Below are 18692 nucleotides of genomic sequence, written 5' to 3'. Positions count from 1 at the left end.
ATTGGCGGGGTCATCGACGATCTCTTCGCAGGCCGCGGCCACGCCCGGCGAATAAGCCAGCGCCAAGTCGCGCTGGTTGGTCAATTGCTTGGTCGGTGTGACCGAGATTTTGCCGGGACGGCCGTGCTCGTGATATTCCAGCGCGGCTTTGCGAAGATTGGCATCCATGGTGGGCGGTCGAAAGTAAACGTCGATAAAAAAACAGAGTGCCGCCGTGCCCCGGGGGCCGGCGGATGTGGCGCTATCTTACTCTTGCGCCCCCGGTTCCCGGATTTCGGGGAAACGCCCATGGGGATCGAACAAGGCCTTCACGCGCATGTCCAGCCGCCAGCCTTCACGGCTGCGCTGGCGCGGCTCGGCGGCGGGTTGCCCGCGCGTCCAGCGGCTGTCCTGCACCCAGCCGAGCGCGCCGCCATGGCCCAGCAAGACCTGGGCGAGATTGGCTGGCTCGCGCATGGCGTCGAGCCGGAAACGCGCCGTCCAACCCTGAGGGCCGGCGCAGGCTTGCGCATCGGCGCTGCCCGCCAGCTGGAAAAGCGCGGGCACCAGGCTTTGGACCGTGGCCGAACGCAGGGGCTGGGTATCGGCCGCCCCGAAGGCGCCCAGCGGCTCGACCGTGCCATCCGAGAACATCACCGTCGCGGCGAGCAGGCCGCTGTCGGCCGGCTCGATATAGCCCGTGGCGCCGGCCAGCCAGGCGGCCACGGTCTGCGCCGGATCGGCCTGGGCAAACTGCGCGCAGCCCTGCGCGGCCAGCAGCCCGACCGGACAGCCAGGCTCGGCCACGATGGCATCGCCCTCGACGCGCCAGGCCTTCAGCGCCCCGGGGTCCAGCCACAGGCAGGCCGGCTGCGCCGCGCCGCCGGGGCCCTCCCACAGGGCCAGGGTGATGCCGTGGGCCTCGGCCAGTTCGCGCGCGCGCCAGGCATCCTGCGGATGGCCAAGGACCAGGCGCGGTCTGTCCCCTTGCTTGAGTTCGCCCACGGCGGCGGCCGAAACGCGCTCGCAGAAGGTATCCCAGGGCGAGCGCGGCGGCCTGCGGCCGGTCAGAAAGGCGCGGCGGGATGGCTGCATGGCTAAAATCCCTCTTTCGCTGTGAGATTCATCATGCCGCGCCTTGCCTCCCGTACCAACGATTTTCTGACATTTCAGGTTGTAGAACTCTTCAAAGAAGCCCAGGCGCTCGCCGCCGCCGGCCGCGACATCATCAGCCTGGGTATCGGCGAACCGGACTTTACCGCCCCTCCCCAGGTCGTGGAAGCCCTGGAGCGCGCCGCCCGCGCCGGCTTGAGCGGCTATTGCGCGCCGGGCGGGCTGACGCCGCTGCGCGAAGCCATCGCCGAGTTCTACGCCACCGAATTCGGCGCGCGCATCAATCCCGAACGTGTCATCGTCACCGCCGGCGCCTCGGGCGCGCTGTCGCTGGCCTGCGCCGCCCTGGTCAATCCGGGCGCCGAAATCCTCATGCCCGACCCCTCCTACCCGGCCAACAGCAACTTCATCCTGGCCGCCGGCGGACGTCCGCGCCTGGTGCCCAGCGACGCGGCCCGGCGTTTCCAGCTCAGCGCCCAGGACGTGCGCGACAACTGGACGCCGGCCACCCAGGGCGTGCTGATCGCCTCGCCGAGCAATCCGACCGGCACCAGCATCGCGCGCGACGAGCTCGCGGCGCTGCTGGCCGAGGTCCGCGAACGCGGCGGCTACACCATCATGGACGAGATCTACCTGGGCCTGTCCTACGAGCAGGCCCCGCGCTCGGCCCTGGCGCTGGATGACGACATCATCGTCATCAACAGCTTCTCGAAGTATTTCCACATGACGGGCTGGCGCCTGGGCTGGATGATCGTGCCGGAGTCCATGATAGGCATCATCGAAAAAATGTCGGCCAGCCTGCAGATCTGCGCGCCGACGCTGGCCCAGCATGCCGCCCTGGCCTGCTTCAGCCCTGACGCCTTGAAGATCTTCGCGCACCGCCGCGATGCGTTCCGCCAACGGCGCGACTATCTGCTGCCGGAATTCGAGCGCCTGGGCATCCCGGTGCCGGTCAAGCCGGACGGCGCCTTCTATATCTATGCCGACATCAGCCGGCTGGGCATGGATAGCGTGGCCTTCTCGCAGCGCCTGCTGCACGAGGCCGGCGTGGCCGCCGTGCCGGGGGTGGACTTCGGCCCGGCCCATGGCCTGTCGACCATGCGCTTCTCCTACGCCACGGGCCTGGACCGGCTGCAGGAGGCCGTCGCCCGCATCGAGCGCTTGCTCTGACCCCGTAAAAAAAACCTCCGGCCGAAGCCGGAGGATGGGCGTGTCAGTCGCGGGCCAGGGCGATGCCCGAGGCCAGCGCCAGGCGGCGCCGCTCGGCCTGGACCTTGGCGCCATAGCCGCCATCGTCCGGGCCGGTGGCCCCGACATAGCAGGCCAGCCCGCCATTGACGGAGCCGCGGCGGTCGATGCAGTCCTTCAGGATGGTGGCGCCCACATGGATGTTGGCCACCGGATCCAGCGCTCCTGCCTTGCCCGGGGCAATGGCATCGAACTTGTCCTGGTGTATGCGCGTCATCACCTGCATGAGACCCTGGGCTCCCACCGCGCTTTCGGCGAAGGGGTTGTAGCGGGACTCGATGGCGATCACGGCCAGCAGCAGCAAAGGATCGAGCTGTTTCTCGCGACCCACCTTGTAGACGGTGTTCACGAGCACGCCGGTGGCGTCGTACGCCACTTTGTATTTGCGCGAGATATAGTTGCGCAACGCCTCCACCTGGCCGCTGTTCGTGCCGGCAACGGCCTTGCGTTGCGGCGGCAGCGGTTCCGAGCGTAGCGGTCCCAAAAAACCGGTAGCATTGCTGGCCGGTGCATTGGGCACGGCCATGACTACGGCGGTGGAGCCTTCCGGCTCCAGTGCGGTTTCCGGGCCAGCGGAGATGGACGTTGGCGCAAGGGCGGTCAACAGGGCCTTGTGCACCTGCAAGGCCTGGTCGCGCAAACCAGGCAAGGCAAACCCCATACTGACGGTCACAATGACCGCGATCCCCAGGTAGACCGAGCATAAGCGCAGTCCCTCGGCGAGGTTGTGATGCACTCCCTGGGCCAGCTGCCGAAACAGGCCGGCCATTGACGCATCGGGCATAGAGACCTCCTGCGTTGGGAAAGTAAGGGGTGGATGTTAACCTGTAAATGCATCAAAAATGTAACCAACCTGCCGGGATCTGTAGTGAAGTACCGCGACCTCCGAGATTTTCTGACCCAGCTTGAGCGCCAGGGCGAACTCAAGCGCATCTCCGCGCCCGTGTCCACACGGCTCGAAATGACGGAGATTGCCGACCGCGTGCTGCGTGCCGGCGGCCCCGCGCTGCTGTTCGAGCAGGCCCGGCACCAGGGCCAGGCCGCCGGGATGCCGGTGCTGGCCAATCTCTTCGGCACGCCCGGCCGCGTAGCCTGGGGCATGGGCGCCGAGGACGTCGCGGCGCTGCGCGACGTGGGCGAGCTGCTCGCCTCGCTGCGCGAGCCCGAGCCGCCGCGGGGGTTCCGCGATGCCCTGGCCAAGGTCTCCATGCTCAAGGCCGCCCTCTGGGACATGAGCCCCAAGACCGTGCGCGGCGCGCCCAGCCAGGAGGTGGTATGGGAGGGCCAGGATGTCGACCTCTCGCGCCTGCCCATCCAGACCTGCTGGCCCGGCGATGTCGCCCCCCTGCTCACCTGGGGACTGGTCATCACGCGCGGCCCCAATGCCCGGCGCCAGAACCTGGGCATCTACCGGCAGCAGGTCATCGGCCGCAACAAGCTCATCATGCGCTGGCTGTCCCACCGTGGCGGCGCGCTCGACTTCCGCGACCACCGCCTGGCCCATCCCGGCCAGCCCTTCCCCGTGGCCGTGGCCTTGGGCGCGGACCCCGCCACCACGCTGGGCGCGGTCACCCCCGTGCCCGACAGCCTGTCCGAATACCAGTTCGCCGGGCTGCTGCGCGGCTCGCGCACCGAAGTCACCCAGGCCCTGGGCAGCAATCTGTCGGTGCCGGCCACGGCCGAAATCGTCCTGGAAGGCCATTTGCTGCCGGCCGGCGACCCGCGGGCCGAAGCGCCGCGGCTTCCCGAAGGCGCCCCGCCCCCGCCGGACATCGGCTACGAAATGGCCCTGGAGGGCCCCTATGGCGACCACACCGGCTATTACAACGAGCAGGATTGGTTCCCCGTTTTCACGGTCGAGCGCATCACCATGCGCAAAAACCCGATCTACCACACCACCTATACCGGCAAGCCGCCCGACGAGCCGGCCGTGCTGGGCGTGGCGCTCAACGAGGTCTTCGTGCCGCTGCTGCGCCGGCAGCTGCCCGAGATCGTGGACTTCTACCTGCCGCCCGAAGGCTGCAGCTACCGACTGGCCGTGGTGTCCATCCGCAAGCAATACGCCGGCCATGCCAAGCGCGTGATGTTCGGCGTCTGGAGCATTCTGCGCCAGTTCATGTACACCAAGTTCATCGTGGTGGTCGACGAAGACGTCAACACCCGCGACTGGGCCGAGGTCATCTGGGCCATGACCACCCGCATGGACCCGGTGCGCGACACGCTGCTGGTCGAAAACACGCCTATCGACTACCTGGATTTCGCCTCGCCGGTCTCCGGCCTGGGCGGCAAGATGGGGATGGACGCCACCAATAAATGGCCCGGCGAAACCCAGCGCGAATGGGGCGTGCCCATCAAGATGGACGAGGACGTCAAGGCCCGGGTGGACGCCATGTGGCAGGAGCTGGGCCTGTAAGGCCGGAGAACGTCCGGTCTCCTGGCGCGCCCGCCGGCGCAGGACGGTTTCTGTCCCGGCCTGGATGGCCCGCCGCAGCCCGGACGTGCCCGAAAAAAACGCAGCCCTGGGGCTGCGTTACGGAGTGCACGGGTATCAGGCCTGCCCGCGGTCGTCCGGTTTGAGCCAGGCGCGCAGCAACTGCCAGCCGACCAGGCCGAGCCCCGCCCAGCGCAGCATGCCCAGGCGCTTGCCGCCGCCCATGAACAGGGCCGAGGCCGCCGAACTGACGATGGGATAGCGGCGCGCCAGGCGATACGCCTGCCACATCCACTGCGTGGCGCCGCCTTGGGTCAGCCTGGGCAAGAGGCCGCGCACCAGATTGGCAGGCTCGAGCGCCTGCCCGGCCTCGGCGATGCTTTGGGCCAGGCTCTCGCGTTCGATCGCGGCGCGGGCGCGCAGCAGCTCGATACGGACCTGTCTTTCCACGGCGGGGGATTGGCGGTGTGCCATCAGCGCCCCCCCGAGGATGTGCCGGCGGCTTCGCGGCGTTCCAGATCGGCCTGCGCATCGCGGACCCGCTCCAGCAGGTCCGCATCGCGGCCCAGCTCTTCAAGCGTGGCCGAGAACGGCAAAGGCCCCTCCAGCAATTCGCGGCGCACCAGGAAAAACAGCGCCACGCCGATCACGCCGTAAATCGCGGCCAGCCAGCCCAAGGCCACATAGCGGTCTTCGGTCGGCCAGAACGCCACCGCGATCGCCACCGTGAAAACCAGCACCGCCAGGGTAAGAAAGAGCAGCGCCCCGAAAGCCAGCCCCAGGGTTTTGAGCAGGCGCAACTTTTCGTTGCCGGCTTCCAGCGCCAGGAGTTCAAGGCGTGTGCGCAACAGCCCGACCAGGCTGGCCGCCACGCCGAATACCGAGGTACGTAAGCTCATGGATGGATAGCCGGGCCTTCGGAAGACCGAAGGCCCGTGGCCGCTCAGCGGCGGCTGATCAGCAAGCCGAGCAGCAGGCCGGTCACACCCGCGATACCGATGGCTTGCCAGGGATTGTCGTGGACGTAGTCGTCGGTGGCGCGCGCGGCGCGGCGGCCGCGCTCGAGCATGGCGTCCTGGGCGTCGTAAAGGGCTTCGCGCGTGCGCTTGAGCGAGCTCAGGGCCCGCTCGCGCAGCTCGGAGGCCTTTTCGCCGGACGAGGCGGCAGCCTCGCGCAACAGGCTCTCGGCATCGTTGAGACTGCTTTTGACACTGTCAATCAGTTTGTCTTTGGCGATATCGTCGGATCGTTTCGCAGTCATAGAGCACTCCTTTTGATGTGTCATCGGTTAAACCATCATACCAGCGAGCCATCCCTGGGCAAACGCCCGGCCCGCCTGATACTTTCTGCTACTTGATTTCGGTTATCTCGACCAGGGATTTGCTGCCCGCCATATCGATCTCTTGCTTCATGACAAGGTTGACCGCGGGGCAGAACCAGTCCGTGACCGTGGTGTTCATGCCCGGGATGGGCAAGGTCAGCCCTTTGAAAGTGGCCATGGTGGGATCGCTGCTGCGCGCATAGCTGACCGGCCAACAGGACTGCTGGCCCAGCGCGGTGGCGATGCTGCGGCGCGCGCCGACCGTTTTTTCGCCTATGCGTATCGTGGTGCTCGGCTGCCCGCCCACGGGCGCTTCCTTGCCGATATTGATGCGATGGCTGGAGCCGGCGAACTTCTGTCCCTGGCCGGTGATCTTGTCGTAGGCGAACAGCCCCAGGATGCGCAGATCGAACTGGCCGTCTTTGCCGGGTGCTTCGCCCGCCTGCTCATAACGCACGAAAGTGGCCTGGCCGTTCTTGACCGTCATCAGGTAATCGAGCTTGGACTTTCCCGGCGGCAGCCCGGCGTAGGAAAAGCTCGCCACCCCGCGCACGCGCGCGCGGCAGTTATCGGCATTGCTGCGGCTGACTTCGTCAAAGCTCAGGTCGGCGCCCAGGCTGATATTGCCCGAGCCGGAAAACTGCACCTGTCCGCCATCGTGCATGAACTTGGCGTCGCAGACGCCGGCTTGGGCAAGGGGGGTGATGCCGGCGAGAACCAGCGCGGATATCCAACGAGCCACCGTGTACTCCTGTAAGGCCGCGCCGTTGCCGGCGCCTCGCGGCCGATACTACACCGGTTGCGCGGCCAGGCCTGTATCCGTCTGCGCCAAAGCCGCGCCAGCAGAAAAGGCGTTTCACGCTGCCCGACCGGCCAGCGCGAAACGCCCCTCTTGCTTGCTTTCCCCTTGAGCCATCACTGGGACGGCATTGAACGGCCGTCTCAGGCCGTCTACCCAGAACATAAGCAAACCGTGTGCCAGCCTGCGCGCCGGGCCCCCGCCATGGGACGGAAGGCGTTTCGGGACAAACCGGGGCCGGACGCTGCGGCAAGGCGGTGCATGGCGCACCAAAACCGTGCGCAACGCAGCCCAAATCACTTTTGGCTATATGGATGGAAGGAATCAAAAGTTGTAGGGATGAACAGCGGTCCCTATGATCGTCCCACGATAGCTGGGTGCGGCCCTGAAGTTCATGAAGCTCTTTCCGATTTTTTCCGATATCCAGGGCCGGCAGGTGCTGGTGGTGGGCGGCGGCGCCGTGGCCACGCGCAAGGCCCAGGCCCTGCTGGAGGCGGGCGCCCGGGTCACCGTGGGCGCGCCCGCGCTCACACCCGAACTGGCCCGCCTGGCCGAGCGGCAGTCCCTTGTCCATGCCGCGGGGGAGTTCGACCCTGCCTGGCTGGACGGCGCCTGGCTGGTCATCGCCGCCACCGACGACCGCGCGGTCAACGCCCGCGTCTACGACGCCTGCTGTGCGCGGCAGCGCTTCTGCAATGTGGTGGATGACCCCGCGCTGTCCAGCTTCCAGGTGCCCTCCATCGTGGACCGCTCGCCACTCATCGTGGCGATTTCGTCTTCCGGCGTGGCGCCCGTGCTGGCGCGGCGCCTGCGCGAAAGACTGGAATCCCTGTTCGATCACAGCCTGGGCGCGCTGGCCGAGCTGGCCGCGCGCTACCGGCCGCGCATCCGGGCCGCGCGCCCAGACCTGGGCGAGCGCCGCCGATTCTATGATTGGCTGCTCGACGGCCCGGTGGCCGCCGCCCTGCGCCGCGCGGATGCGCGGCAGGCCGAAGCGGACCTGGACCAAGCGCTGTCGCGCCCGGCCCTGCCCGGCCCCGGCCGGGTGGTCCTGGTCGGCGCCGGCCCCGGCGACCCCGGCCTCCTGACGCTCAAGGCGCTGCGCGCCCTGAACGAAGCCGATGTCATCCTGCATGACCGGCTGGTCAGCCCCGACGTGCTGGCGCTGGCCCGCCGCGATGCGCAAAGCATCTCCGTAGGCAAGCGCCTGGGCGAAGACCATCATGCCACCCAGGCGCGCATCCACGCCCTCATGGTCGAACATGCGCGCGCCGGCCGCCGCGTGGTCCGGCTCAAGGGCGGCGACGCCTTCATCTTCGGGCGCGGCGGCGAAGAGCTGGAGCACCTGCGCGCCCACGGCGTGGACTATGAAGTGGTGCCCGGCATCACGGCCGCGCTGGCGTGCGCGGCCTATGCCGGCATCCCGCTCACCCACCGCGAACATGCCCAGTCGGTCCGCCTGGTCACGGCGCACTGCCGCGCCGACGAGGACGCCCTGGACTGGGACGGCCTGGCGCGGGACCGCCAGACCCTGGCCTTCTATATGGGCGTGGGGCAGCTGGACACCTTGTCGGCGCGGCTGATCGGCCACGGGCGGGCGGCCGACACGCCATTCGCCCTGGTCGAGAACGGCAGCCGCCCGCAGCAGCGGGTCGTCACCGGCCCGCTATCGCAGCTGGCCGACCTCGCGCGCGCGCACGCCGTCGCCTCGCCGGCGCTGTTGATCGTCGGCGAAGTGGCGGCGCTGGCGGACAAGCTGGCCTGGTTCGGCGCCCGGCCCCGCTAGCCTACTCGACCTTCTGCTTGGTGCCGAAGATGCGGTCGCCGGCGTCGCCCAGGCCGGGCATGATGTAGCCGTGCTCGTTCAGGCCCTGGTCGATGGACGCGGTATAGATGTGCACATCGGGGTGCTTGTCCATCACGGCCTTGATGCCTTCGGGCGCGGCCACCAGGGTCAGGGCGCGGATTTCGCGCGCGCCGGCACGCTTGAGCATGTCGATGGTGGCGACCATGGAGCCGCCGGTGGCCAGCATGGGGTCGACGATCAGCGCCAGGCGCTGGTCCAGTTCGCCCACCAGGCGCTCCAGATAGGTGTGCGCCTGCAGGGTTTCCTCATTGCGGGCCAGGCCCACCACGCTGACCTTGGCGCCCGGGATCAGGCTCAGCACGCCGTCGAGCATGCCGATGCCGGCGCGCAGGATCGGCACCACGGTGACCTTCTTGCCGGCGATCTTCTCGACCTCGACCGTCCCGCACCAGCCCTCCACGGTGGAAGGCGCCAGGGCCAGGTCCTTGGAAGCCTCGTAGGTCAGCAGCGCGGCGACTTCCTGCGACAGCTCGCGAAAGCTCTTGGTGCTCAGGTCGGCGCGCCGCATGATGCCTAGTTTGTGCCGCACCAGCGGATGACGGATTTCATGCACGGGCATGTCCGGATTCTCCAAAAATTAAATACTCGAAGCCCGCGCCTGCGGGCGATAAACCTTACTGCTCGGCCAGCCAGGCGATCAGCGCATCATCGAAGCTGCGCACCGCGCCCGCGTTATCGTGGTTGACGATGCTCACCACCACGAAGCGCTTGCCGCTATTGCCCAGCACATAACCGGCGATCGAGCGCGCATCGCGCAGCGACCCCGTCTTCAGATGGGCCATGCCCAGCGCGCCGTTGCCCTTCATGCGCCGGCGCACCGTGCCGTCCACCCCGGCGATAGCCATCGAGGCCAGGTACTCCGGCATGACCGGCGAACGCCAGGCCAGCGTCAACAGGGAGGCCAGGCTGTCGGCGGAGACGCGCGCCTCGCGCGACAGCCCCGCCCCGTTGTCGATGACCAGCTCGGGCATGTCCAGGCCCTGCCGCGACAGCAGGTCCTTGGCGACCGACTCGCTGCTGGCGACCGTGGCCGGGCGGCGCCCGCGCTCGGCCCCCAGGGTGAGCAGCAGGGTGCGCGCCATGACGTTGTTGCTGCGCTTGTTGATCACGCGGATCGCCTCGCCCAGCGTGGGCGACTCATGCGAGGCCAGCACCACGGCATCGGCCGGCACCACGCCGGCGCGCATCTTACCCTTGAATGTACCGCCCAGCTCGCGCCACAGCAGCCGGAACACCGCATCGGTGTATTCCTGCTGCGACAGGGCCAGCCGGTAGAGGCTGAACTCGCCACAGGAGCCGGCCACCGAGCCGGACAGGCGCAGGGTGACGCCCTGCTGGGTGACCACCGGCTGGGTCGCAACCACCGGCGGCCCCGGGCAGCGCGCCTCGCTCCACTGGACCTCGCCCTCCAGCCGCAGCCCGGGCACGGGCGGATCGACCGTGGCCACCCATTTGCGGGCCGCCGCGTCGGGCGTGACCAGCAGGCGCAGCGCGCCGAAGCCCACCATCAGCGCATCCGGGCTGGCATTGTAGGCGCGGTCGGGCGCGCCATCGAAGGCGCCGGGGTCGGTCGCCACCTGGCCGAAGATGCTGCGGTCGACCACCAGGTCGCTGATCTCCTTCACGCCGCGCAGGCGCAGCTCGCGCAGCAGCGTCCAGAGATCCTGCAGCAGCAGCTGCGGATCGCCGCCCGCGCGCCAGTACAAGGGCGCTTTGAGCACGCCATGGGCGTCCGGCCGGGCGCCGGGTTCGGTGAGGAAATCGGTGCGCCATACATAATTCGGCCCCAATTCGGACAGGGCTGCCCAGGTGGTCACCAGCTTCATGACGGAGGCGGGATTGCGCGGAGCCTTGGCGTTGATGGCCACCAGGCGCGGGCCGTTGACCTCCTGCACGACCAGGGACAGCGCGTCATCAGGCAGCTTGGTGGCCTTCCAGGCCTGCGCCAGGCTGGCCGGCAGCCCCAGTGCGCCCGCGGGCCCCTGGGCCCGCCCCACTCCCGGCAGCAAGGCCGCCAGCGTCATTCCCAGCGCCAGACAAGCGCGTCCCCAAGCCAGATATCCCATGTCCGCTGTAACACCATCTTATGGACGAAAATGAAAGCATACATAAGGCGCGCGCCGGGCGGCGCGCGGTTACAAGCCCGCGTACCCGGGCGGCGGCGCGCGCCGCGGGCGTCTACAATAGCGGGTTGCGCGCGCCTTCTCTGCGCGCCGCCTCTCTTTTTCTTCGCCGGTCCTGTCAGGCCGGGATAACACCGTGTCCACGTTCACCCTTTCCGATTTTGATTACGACCTGCCGCCCGAACTGATCGCGCAGACGCCCGCCGCCGAACGCGCCGGCAGCCGCCTGCTGCACCTGGACGGCCAGGGCAGGCTGCACGACCGCCACTTCCCCGACCTGCTGGCGCTGCTGCGCCCGCATGACCTGCTGGTCTTCAACGATACCCGCGTCATCAAGGCCAGGCTGGCCGGCCAGAAGGCCACCGGCGGCAAGGTCGAAGTGCTGGTCGAACGCATCACCGAGCCTACCCGGGCCCTGGCCCATGTGCGCGCCAGCAAATCGCCCGGCCGAGGCATGCGCCTGGCGCTGGCCGGCGGCGCGGTGACGGCCGAAGTGCTGGGACGCCAGGGAGAACTGTTCGATCTGCGTTTCGCCGGCCCCGTGCTGGACCTGCTGGAGGCGCATGGCGCCACCCCCCTGCCCCCGTACATCACCCATGCCGCCGAGCACGAGGACGAGGAACGCTACCAGACCGTCTATGCCCGCGAGCCGGGCGCCGTGGCTGCGCCCACGGCGGGCCTGCATTTCGACCAGGCCATGCTGGAGCGCCTGGCGGCCGGCGGCGTGCAGCGCGCCTTCGTGACGCTGCATGTGGGCGCAGGCACTTTCCAGCCCGTGCGGGTCCAGAACCTGGCCGAGCACGTCATGCACGCCGAGTGGTATACCGTGCCCGAGGCCACCGTGCAGGCCATCCATGCCGCGCGCCAGGCCGGCGGCCGCGTGATCGCGGTCGGCACGACCAGCGTGCGCGCGCTCGAATCGGCCGCCGCCCAGGCGGCAGGCGGCCCGCTGGCCGCCTGCCAGGGCGACACCCGCCTCTTCATCACCCCGGGCTACCGCTATCGCGTGGTCGATGCCCTGGTGACCAACTTCCACCTGCCCCAGTCGACCCTGCTGATGCTGGTCTCGGCCCTGGCCGGGATCGATCCCATCCGGCGCGCCTATGCCCACGCCGTGGCCAGCCGCTACCGCTTCTTCAGCTACGGCGACGCCATGTTCATCGAATCTGCCCAGCCATGACCGGACTCTCCTTCGAATTGCTCGCCACCGACGGCGGCGCGCGCCGCGGGCGCGTGACGCTGAACCACGGCGTGGTCGAGACCCCCATCTTCATGCCCGTGGGCACCTACGGCAGCGTCAAGGCCATGTTGCCCCATGAGCTCAAGGAAATCGGCTCGCAGATCGTCCTGGGCAATACCTTCCACCTCTGGCTGCGTCCCGGCACCGGGATCATGGAAAAACACGGCGGCCTGCATGGTTTCATGCAGTGGGACAAGCCCATCCTGACCGACTCCGGCGGTTTCCAGGTGTTCAGCCTGCAGGGCATGCGCAAGATCACCGAGGAAGGCGTGAAATTCGCCTCGCCCATCGATGGCGCGCGCCTCTTCCTCACGCCGGAGGAATCCATGCGCATCCAGCGCTCGCTGAACTCCGACATCGTCATGGTGTTCGATGAATGCACGCCGTATGAGATAGACGGCCGCCCCGCCACCCCGGAAGAAGCCGCGCGCTCGATGCGCATGTCGCTGCGCTGGGCGCGCCGCTCGCGCGAGGAATTCGACCGCCTGGGCAATCCCAACGCCCTTTTCGGCATCGTGCAGGGCGGCATGTACGAGCACCTGCGCGACGAGTCCCTGGCCGGCCTGACCGACATCGGCTTTCATGGTTATGCCATCGGCGGCCTGTCGGTGGGCGAGCCCAAGGAAGACATGATGCGCATCCTGGGCCATGTGGCCCCCCGGCTGCCGCAGCATGCCCCGCGTTACCTGATGGGGGTGGGCACGCCCGAAGACCTGGTCGAAGGCGTGGCGCGGGGCGTGGACATGTTCGACTGCGTCATGCCTACGCGCAACGCCCGCAATGGCTGGCTTTTCACGCGCTTTGGCGACGTCAAGATCCGCAATGCCAAATACCGCGACGACACCCGCCCGCTGGACCCCAGTTGCGCCTGCCATACCTGCCGCCATTTCTCGCGCGCCTACCTGCACCACCTGCAGCGCGCCAACGAAATCACCGGCGCCCGCCTGAATACCCTGCACAACCTGCATTTCTACCTGACCATCATGGGAGAAATGCGCGAGGCCATCGCCGCCGGCCGCTTCCAGGCCTGGCGGGCGCAATTCGCGGCCGACAGGGCCCGCGGCGTGGACTAGGCCCGCCGGGGGCGGCCCCCCTTGGGGGCCCAACATCGCTACAATAGCCGGCTACCCTGTCCAAGGCTCGCGCGGGGACGGGGACAAAACAAGGCTATAGCCGATAGCAAAACGCAAAAACTCAACCAGGAGCACTTCCAATGTCCGTTATCGACACCGCCGGCCTCGTCCTGGCCCAGGCCGCCCCCGAGGGCAACATTCTGGGCGGCATCCTGCCCATCGTCTTGATGTTCGTGATCCTCTATTTCCTGATGATCCGTCCTCAGATGAAGCGCCAGAAAGAACACCGCAACATGGTGGCCGCGCTGGCCAAGGGCGACGAAGTCGTCACCGCCGGCGGCATCCTCGGCAAGGTCTCCAAGGTGACCGACAGCTACATCACCATCGAAGTGGCCGACCTGGCCGACAAGCCGGTGGAAGTCACGCTGACCAAGGGTTCGGTGACCTCGGTGCTGCCCAAGGGAACCATCAAGGCCCTGTAACAGTCGCATAGGGCCCCTCGCGGGGCCCTTGTCCGTTCCACCCCTTGAACCCCTTGCCGGCAATGAACCGCTATCCCCTCTGGAAGTACATCACGGTTTTGGTCGCGGTCGTCATCGGCCTGCTCTATACCCTGCCCAATTTCTACGGCGAGTCCCCCGCCGTGCAGATCTCCAGCGCCAAGGCCACCATCAAGGTCGAGCCGGCGCTGCTGCCGCGCGTCGAGCAGATCCTGGCCGATGCCAAGCTGCCGGCCACCAGCGTCTACTACGAGCAGAACGGCACGCTGGGCACGGTGCGCGCGCGCTTCAGCTCCACCGATATCCAGCTGCAAGCCCGCGACCTGCTGGACCGCAGCCTGAACACCGTCGCCGGGGATCCGCACTACACCGTGGCCCTGAACCTGCTGCCCGCCTCGCCGCCCTGGATGCGCACGCTGGGCTGGTTCGAACCCAAACCCATGTACCTGGGCCTGGACCTGCGCGGCGGCGTGCACTTCCTGCTGCAGGTCGACATGCAAGGGGCCCTGACGGCCCGCTATGACTCGCTGGCGGCCGATGTGCGCTCCGTGCTGCGCGACCAGAAGATCGAAGTCGGCACCGTCGAACGCGCCGGCCAGGCCGTGCTGGCCAGCTTCGCTACCGCCGACGCGCGCGACCGGGGCCGCGACGCCCTGCGCAGCCGCATGGCCGATCTGCAGTTCACTGATCGCGACGAAGGCGGTCGCTTTTTCCTCGAGGGCGCCCTGAGCCCGCAGGCCGTCACCCGCGTGCAGGACAGCGCGCTCAAGCAGAACATCAACACCCTGCATAACCGGATCAACGAACTCGGCGTGGCCGAGCCCGTGATCCAGCAACAAGGCGCCGACCGCATCGTGGTCCAGCTGCCCGGCGTGCAGGACGTGGCCAAGGCCAAGGAACTGCTGGGCCGCACGGCCACGCTGGAATTGCGCATGGTCGATGACACGCCCTCCTCGCAGTCGGCCCTGGCCAATGGCACCGTGCCCTTCGGCCTGGAGCGCTACACCGACCGCGACGGCCGTCCCATCCTGGTGCGCCGCCAGGTCATCCTGACCGGCGAAAACCTCCAGGACGCCCAGCCGGGCCGCGACCACCAGACCCAGCAGCCCTCGGTCAACCTGACCCTGGACTCCAAGGGCGCGCGCATCTTCCGCGATGTCACCCGCGACAACGTGGGCAAGCGCATCGCCATCCTGCTGTTCGAAAACGGCAAGGGCGAAGTGGTCACCGCGCCGGTCATCCGCAGCGAGATCGCCGGCGGACAGGTGCAGATCTCGGGCAGCATGAGCGCCGAAGAGGCCGCCGACACCGCGCTGCTGCTGCGCGCCGGCGCCCTGGCCGCGCCCATGTCCATCATCGAAGAGCGCACCATCGGCCCCAGCCTGGGCGCCGACAATATCGCCAAGGGCTTCTACTCGACGCTCTACGGCTTTATCGCGATCGCGGTCTTCATCATCGTCTACTACCACCTGTTCGGGGTCTTCTCGACCATCGGCCTGACCTTCAACGTGCTGCTGCTGCTGGCATTGCTGTCCATGCTGCAGGCCACGCTGACGCTGCCCGGCATCGCGGCCATCGCGCTCACGCTGGGCATGGCCATCGACTCCAACGTGCTGATCAACGAGCGTATCCGCGAAGAGCTCCGGGCGGGCGCCTCGCCGCAACAGGCCATCTTCCATGGCTTCGAGCGCGCATGGGGCACCATCCTGGACTCCAACCTGACCACACTCATCGTCGGCCTGGCGCTGCTGGCCTTCGGCTCCGGCCCCATCCGCGGCTTTGCCGTGGTGCACTGCCTGGGCATCCTCACCTCGATGTTCTCGTCCGTGGTGGGCGTGCGCGCGCTGGCCAACCTCTGGTATGGCCGCCGCAAGAAGCTGGCCGCCATCTCCATCGGCACGGTCTGGAAACCGGGCACCAAGTGATAGCGCCAGGGCGGCGCGCCGCGCCGCCCGGCTCCTGAAAAGACAGCAAGGCGAAACATGGAATTTTTCCGGATTCATCGCACCATCCCGTTCATGCGCCACGCGCTGGTGCTGAACATCATCAGCCTGGTGACCTTCATCGCGGCGGTGTTCTTCATCATCACGCGCGGCTTTCACCTGTCGATCGAGTTCACGGGCGGCACGGTCATGGAGGTCAATTACGCCCAGACGGCCCAGCTGGACCAGGTCCGCGGCGTGGTCGGCAAGCTTGGCTACAGCGACTTCCAGGTGCAGAACTTCGGCACCTCGCGCGACGTCATGATCCGCCTGCCGCTGGCCGAAGGCCAGACCTCGGCCACCCAGAGCGAGACCGTCATGGCCGCCCTGAAGGCCGCGGACGCCTCGGTCGAACTGCGCCGGGTCGAATTCGTCGGCCCGCAAGTCGGCCAGGAACTGCTGCACAACGGCCTGATGGCGCTGCTGGTGGTGGTGATCGGCATCATGATCTACCTGGGCTTCCGTTTCGAATGGAAGTTCGCCGTAGCCGGCGTGATCGCCAACCTGCACGACGTGGTCATCATCCTGGGCTTTTTCGCCTTCTTCCAGTGGGAGTTCTCGCTGTCCGTGCTGGCCGGCGTGCTCGCGGTGCTGGGCTACTCGGTCAACGAATCCGTGGTCATCATGGACCGGATCCGCGAGAACTTCCGCAAATACCGCAAGGCGGACGTGCAGGAAGTGATCAACAGCGCCATCACCCAGACCATCTCGCGGACCATCATCACCCACGGTTCGACCCAGATGATGGTGCTGGCCATGCTGTTCTTCGGCGGCCCCACCCTGCACTACTTCGCCCTGGCCCTGACCATCGGCATCTGGTTCGGCATCTATTCGTCCGTGTTCGTGGCCGCCGCCCTGGCGATGTGGCTGGGCGTCAAGCGCGAAGACCTGGTCAAGCCCGTCAAGAAAGCCGAGGACGAGGTCGAAGTGCCCTGAGCCTCGCCCCTCCCACGAAAACCGGCCTCGCGCCGGTTTTTTTGTGCCCGAGCCTCAGCGCCGGGCAACGGCGCGCTTTTCGCGCTGGATGAAGCCCAGCAAGGCCTCGGCGGCCGGCGACAGGCTGCTGCCCCGGCGGCGCATGAGCACGAAGGCCCGCGAGATGGCCGGGCGCACCAGGGCGACGGTCGCCAGCATGGGATAGGCGCCCGGCTGCATGGCCAGGCTGGGCACGACCGCCACGCCCGCGCCGGCGGCCACCATGCCCACCGCCGTGGCGCTGCGCTGCACTTCGAAGCGCGCCCGCAGCACGATGCCGGACGGCAGCTGATGGTCCAGCAGGGGCCGGTTGCTGCTGCCGCCGCCCGGCAGGATCAAGGCTTCGTCCTCCAGTTCCTGCCAGGCCACCGATTTGCGCCGCGCCAGGCGATGGCCGGCCTGGCAGACCAGCACGAAGCGGTCATGCAGGAGTTCTTCATGCTCGATCTCCGGCGCCAGGCGGTCGGCGATGCCGATGCCGAACTCGGCCGCGCCGTCCCGGACGGCCTGCTCCACGCCGGCCGAGGAATGATCCAGCACGCTCACGCGGTTGCCCGGAAACGCGGCGGCATAGGCCTGCAGCACCCGCGGCAGGAAACGCACGCCCACCGTGGGCACGCAGGCCATGGTCACATTGCCGGCCAGCACCTCGCGCTGTTCGCGGATCTGCTGCAAGGTGCTCTCGAGCTCGCCGAGCAAGCGCCTGGCCTGGGGCAGAAACCCCCGCCCCACCGTGCTCAGCGACACCGACCGCGTGGTCCGGTCCACCAGCCTCACGCCCAGATAGGTCTCCAGGTTACGGATGCGCCGGCTGAGCGCGGCCTGTGAGATATAGAGCGACTCAGCGGCCTTGCCGAAACTTTCCCGCTCCGCCAGGGCCACGAAGGCCTGCACGCCAAGCACATCCAGTTTCATAGCTTTTTTGCATCAATGAGGGAAATTGTTTCATTTTACTGGGATAGGGCGGCCGCGGGACAATGCCTCGTCCCTTCTCTCCTTCCTATCCCACCATGAAGATCACCATCCTGGACGACTGGTTCGACACCTTGCGCCGCCTGCCCTGCTACACACTGCTGCAGGGCCACGACGTGACCGTCTGGACCGATCACGAAGAAGACGACAAGCGGCTTGCCGAACGCCTTGCCGACACGGAGGCCCTGATCCTGATCCGCGAACGCACCAAGATACGCCGCGATCTGATCGAGCGATTGCCCAAGCTGCGCCTGATCAGCCAGCGCAGCGTCTATCCGCATATCGACGTGGCCGCCTGCACCGAGCATGGCGTGCTGGTGTGCTCCAACATGCATGCGGACACCCCGTCGTATGCCGCCGCCGAAATGACCTGGGCCCTGGTGCTGGGCGCCATGCGCCAGCTGCCTGAGCAAGTCGCCTCCATGCGCCAAGGCCGATGGCAATCCGGCATGGGCCATACCTTGCGCGGCAAGACGCTGGGGATTTTCGGCTACGGTCGCATCGGCCGTGTCGTCGCGGGCTATGGGCGCGCCTTCGGCATGAATGTGCTGGTCTGGGGACGTCCCGACGCGCTGGCGCGGGCACGCGCCGACGGCCATGACACCGCGGCCAGCAAGGCCGCCTTCTTTGCCGGCTGTGACGTGCTGTCGCTGCACATGCGGCTGGTCGACGCCACGCGCGGCATCGTCGGGGCGGCGGATCTGGCCGCCATGAAGCCCGGGGCACTGCTGGTCAACACCAGCCGGGCCGGCCTCATCCAGCCCGGCGCGCTGGTCGCGGGGCTGCGCGCCGGCCGGCCCGCCATGGCGGCGCTGGACGTCTTCGAGCAAGAGCCGCTGACCGACACCTCGGATCCGCTCCTGACCTTGCCCAATGTCCTGTGCACGCCGCACATCGGCTTCGTGACCTATGAGGAATGGGATCTGCAGTTCAAGGATGTATTCGAGCAGATCCAGGCCTATGCCTGCGGCGCGCCCGTCAATATGGTGAACCCGGCGGCGTTCAAGGCATGATGGGGGCCGCGCCTGCCCCAAGCGGGGGCAGGCCGCTCATGGCTGAGCCGCAAAAG

General features: G+C 67.8%; 18 protein-coding genes. 9 read left to right on the top strand and 9 right to left on the bottom strand.

Translation table 11 applies throughout. From position 1 onward, the window contains the following. Positions 1-246 precede the first annotated feature (246 nt). Complete coding sequence (locus AXA74_RS22395; protein WP_029579471.1) at positions 247-1074, bottom strand: hypothetical protein; 828 nt, start codon at positions 1072-1074, stop codon at positions 247-249. A gap of 33 nt (positions 1075-1107) precedes the next feature. Here AXA74_RS22395 and AXA74_RS22390 point away from each other — a divergent pair, with 33 nt between their 5' ends. Beyond that, on the top strand, positions 1108-2262 hold the full coding sequence (locus tag AXA74_RS22390) for a pyridoxal phosphate-dependent aminotransferase (RefSeq protein ID WP_029579470.1): 1155 nt from the start codon (positions 1108-1110) through the stop codon (positions 2260-2262). Between the two features lie 43 nt (positions 2263-2305). Here the strand turns inward: AXA74_RS22390 and AXA74_RS22385 are convergent, their stop codons facing one another. After that, positions 2306-3124 (bottom strand): lytic transglycosylase domain-containing protein, encoded by an 819-nt coding sequence (locus AXA74_RS22385; protein ID WP_029579469.1) that lies wholly within the window; start codon positions 3122-3124, stop codon positions 2306-2308. 84 nt (positions 3125-3208) lie between these two features. Here AXA74_RS22385 and AXA74_RS22380 point away from each other — a divergent pair, with 84 nt between their 5' ends. After that, positions 3209-4753 (top strand): UbiD family decarboxylase, encoded by a 1545-nt coding sequence (locus AXA74_RS22380; RefSeq protein ID WP_032978984.1) that lies wholly within the window; start codon positions 3209-3211, stop codon positions 4751-4753. A 135-nt stretch (positions 4754-4888) separates the two neighbouring features. Here the strand turns inward: AXA74_RS22380 and AXA74_RS22375 are convergent, their stop codons facing one another. The 4 genes from AXA74_RS22375 to AXA74_RS22360 form a co-directional block, all read right to left on the bottom strand. After that, positions 4889-5245: a hypothetical protein gene (locus AXA74_RS22375; protein WP_029579467.1), complete on the bottom strand. Its 357-nt coding sequence runs from the start codon at positions 5243-5245 to the stop codon at positions 4889-4891. Continuing rightward, a complete protein-coding gene (locus AXA74_RS22370; RefSeq protein ID WP_032958842.1) occupies positions 5245-5670 on the bottom strand; it encodes a phage holin family protein in 426 nt (141 codons plus the stop codon). Before AXA74_RS22370 ends, AXA74_RS22375 begins: the two co-directional genes overlap by 1 nt. Positions 5671-5714: 44 nt before the next feature. Further along, positions 5715-6032, bottom strand: a complete 318-nt coding sequence (locus AXA74_RS22365; protein WP_029579465.1) for a DUF883 family protein — start codon at positions 6030-6032, stop codon at positions 5715-5717. An 88-nt stretch (positions 6033-6120) separates the two neighbouring features. Further along, a complete protein-coding gene (locus AXA74_RS22360) occupies positions 6121-6834 on the bottom strand; it encodes a hypothetical protein (protein WP_029579464.1) in 714 nt (237 codons plus the stop codon). Positions 6835-7285: 451 nt separating this feature from the next. Between AXA74_RS22360 and cysG the strand changes: the two genes are divergently transcribed. After that, the gene (cysG, locus tag AXA74_RS22355; protein ID WP_029579463.1) at positions 7286-8677 is read left to right on the top strand and encodes a siroheme synthase CysG; all 1392 of its coding nucleotides are present in this window, start codon (positions 7286-7288) and stop codon (positions 8675-8677) included. A gap of 1 nt (position 8678) precedes the next feature. Here cysG and upp read toward each other — a convergent pair whose 3' ends face one another. Beyond that, a complete protein-coding gene (upp, locus tag AXA74_RS22350; protein ID WP_029579462.1) occupies positions 8679-9317 on the bottom strand; it encodes a uracil phosphoribosyltransferase in 639 nt (212 codons plus the stop codon). Positions 9318-9372: 55 nt separating this feature from the next. Next, on the bottom strand, positions 9373-10824 hold the full coding sequence (dacB, locus tag AXA74_RS22345; protein ID WP_060833320.1) for a D-alanyl-D-alanine carboxypeptidase/D-alanyl-D-alanine endopeptidase: 1452 nt from the start codon (positions 10822-10824) through the stop codon (positions 9373-9375). A 193-nt stretch (positions 10825-11017) separates the two neighbouring features. Between dacB and queA the strand changes: the two genes are divergently transcribed. From queA to secF, 5 genes are all read left to right on the top strand, one after another. Next, entirely contained in the window at positions 11018-12061 is a 1044-nt protein-coding gene (gene queA, locus AXA74_RS22340; protein WP_029579460.1) for a tRNA preQ1(34) S-adenosylmethionine ribosyltransferase-isomerase QueA, read from the top strand. After that, complete coding sequence (gene tgt / locus AXA74_RS22335; protein ID WP_029579459.1) at positions 12058-13194, top strand: tRNA guanosine(34) transglycosylase Tgt; 1137 nt, start codon at positions 12058-12060, stop codon at positions 13192-13194. Before queA ends, tgt begins: the two co-directional genes overlap by 4 nt. Positions 13195-13334: 140 nt before the next feature. Next, entirely contained in the window at positions 13335-13676 is a 342-nt protein-coding gene (gene yajC / locus AXA74_RS22330) for a preprotein translocase subunit YajC (RefSeq protein WP_029579458.1), read from the top strand. Positions 13677-13738: 62 nt separating this feature from the next. Next, complete coding sequence (gene secD, locus AXA74_RS22325) at positions 13739-15619, top strand: protein translocase subunit SecD (RefSeq protein WP_029579457.1); 1881 nt, start codon at positions 13739-13741, stop codon at positions 15617-15619. 57 nt (positions 15620-15676) lie between these two features. Next, the gene (secF, locus tag AXA74_RS22320) at positions 15677-16612 is read left to right on the top strand and encodes a protein translocase subunit SecF (RefSeq protein ID WP_029579456.1); all 936 of its coding nucleotides are present in this window, start codon (positions 15677-15679) and stop codon (positions 16610-16612) included. 54 nt (positions 16613-16666) lie between these two features. On the opposite strand, the gene AXA74_RS22315 is transcribed toward secF, so the two are convergent. Continuing rightward, positions 16667-17566, bottom strand: a complete 900-nt coding sequence (locus AXA74_RS22315; protein WP_029579455.1) for a LysR family transcriptional regulator — start codon at positions 17564-17566, stop codon at positions 16667-16669. A 95-nt stretch (positions 17567-17661) separates the two neighbouring features. Between AXA74_RS22315 and AXA74_RS22310 the strand changes: the two genes are divergently transcribed. Continuing rightward, a complete protein-coding gene (locus tag AXA74_RS22310; RefSeq protein WP_029579454.1) occupies positions 17662-18636 on the top strand; it encodes a D-2-hydroxyacid dehydrogenase family protein in 975 nt (324 codons plus the stop codon). Positions 18637-18692 lie beyond the last annotated feature (56 nt).

The sequence above is a fragment of the Bordetella hinzii LMG 13501 genome (assembly GCF_001548475.1).
Classification (GTDB): Bacteria; Pseudomonadota; Gammaproteobacteria; order Burkholderiales; family Burkholderiaceae_B; genus Bordetella; species Bordetella hinzii.
The sequence above is the reverse complement of the archived record's forward strand: the minus strand, read 5'-3'. Positions and strand labels throughout refer to the sequence as shown.

Coding starts and splice junctions, on each gene's coding strand:
- tgt (WP_029579459.1), top strand. CDS start 12,058: ATGACCGGACTCTCCTTCGAATTGCTCGCCACCGACGGCGGCGCGCGC.
- AXA74_RS22310 (WP_029579454.1), top strand. CDS start 17,662: ATGAAGATCACCATCCTGGACGACTGGTTCGACACCTTGCGCCGCCTG.
- AXA74_RS22390 (WP_029579470.1), top strand. CDS start 1,108: ATGCCGCGCCTTGCCTCCCGTACCAACGATTTTCTGACATTTCAGGTT.
- cysG (WP_029579463.1), top strand. CDS start 7,286: ATGAAGCTCTTTCCGATTTTTTCCGATATCCAGGGCCGGCAGGTGCTG.
- secF (WP_029579456.1), top strand. CDS start 15,677: ATGGAATTTTTCCGGATTCATCGCACCATCCCGTTCATGCGCCACGCG.
- AXA74_RS22375 (WP_029579467.1), bottom strand. CDS start 5,245: ATGGCACACCGCCAATCCCCCGCCGTGGAAAGACAGGTCCGTATCGAG.
- yajC (WP_029579458.1), top strand. CDS start 13,335: ATGTCCGTTATCGACACCGCCGGCCTCGTCCTGGCCCAGGCCGCCCCC.
- AXA74_RS22365 (WP_029579465.1), bottom strand. CDS start 6,032: ATGACTGCGAAACGATCCGACGATATCGCCAAAGACAAACTGATTGAC.
- dacB (WP_060833320.1), bottom strand. CDS start 10,824: ATGGGATATCTGGCTTGGGGACGCGCTTGTCTGGCGCTGGGAATGACG.
- AXA74_RS22315 (WP_029579455.1), bottom strand. CDS start 17,566: ATGAAACTGGATGTGCTTGGCGTGCAGGCCTTCGTGGCCCTGGCGGAG.
- upp (WP_029579462.1), bottom strand. CDS start 9,317: ATGCCCGTGCATGAAATCCGTCATCCGCTGGTGCGGCACAAACTAGGC.
- AXA74_RS22385 (WP_029579469.1), bottom strand. CDS start 3,124: ATGCCCGATGCGTCAATGGCCGGCCTGTTTCGGCAGCTGGCCCAGGGA.
- AXA74_RS22395 (WP_029579471.1), bottom strand. CDS start 1,074: ATGCAGCCATCCCGCCGCGCCTTTCTGACCGGCCGCAGGCCGCCGCGC.
- AXA74_RS22370 (WP_032958842.1), bottom strand. CDS start 5,670: ATGAGCTTACGTACCTCGGTATTCGGCGTGGCGGCCAGCCTGGTCGGG.
- secD (WP_029579457.1), top strand. CDS start 13,739: ATGAACCGCTATCCCCTCTGGAAGTACATCACGGTTTTGGTCGCGGTC.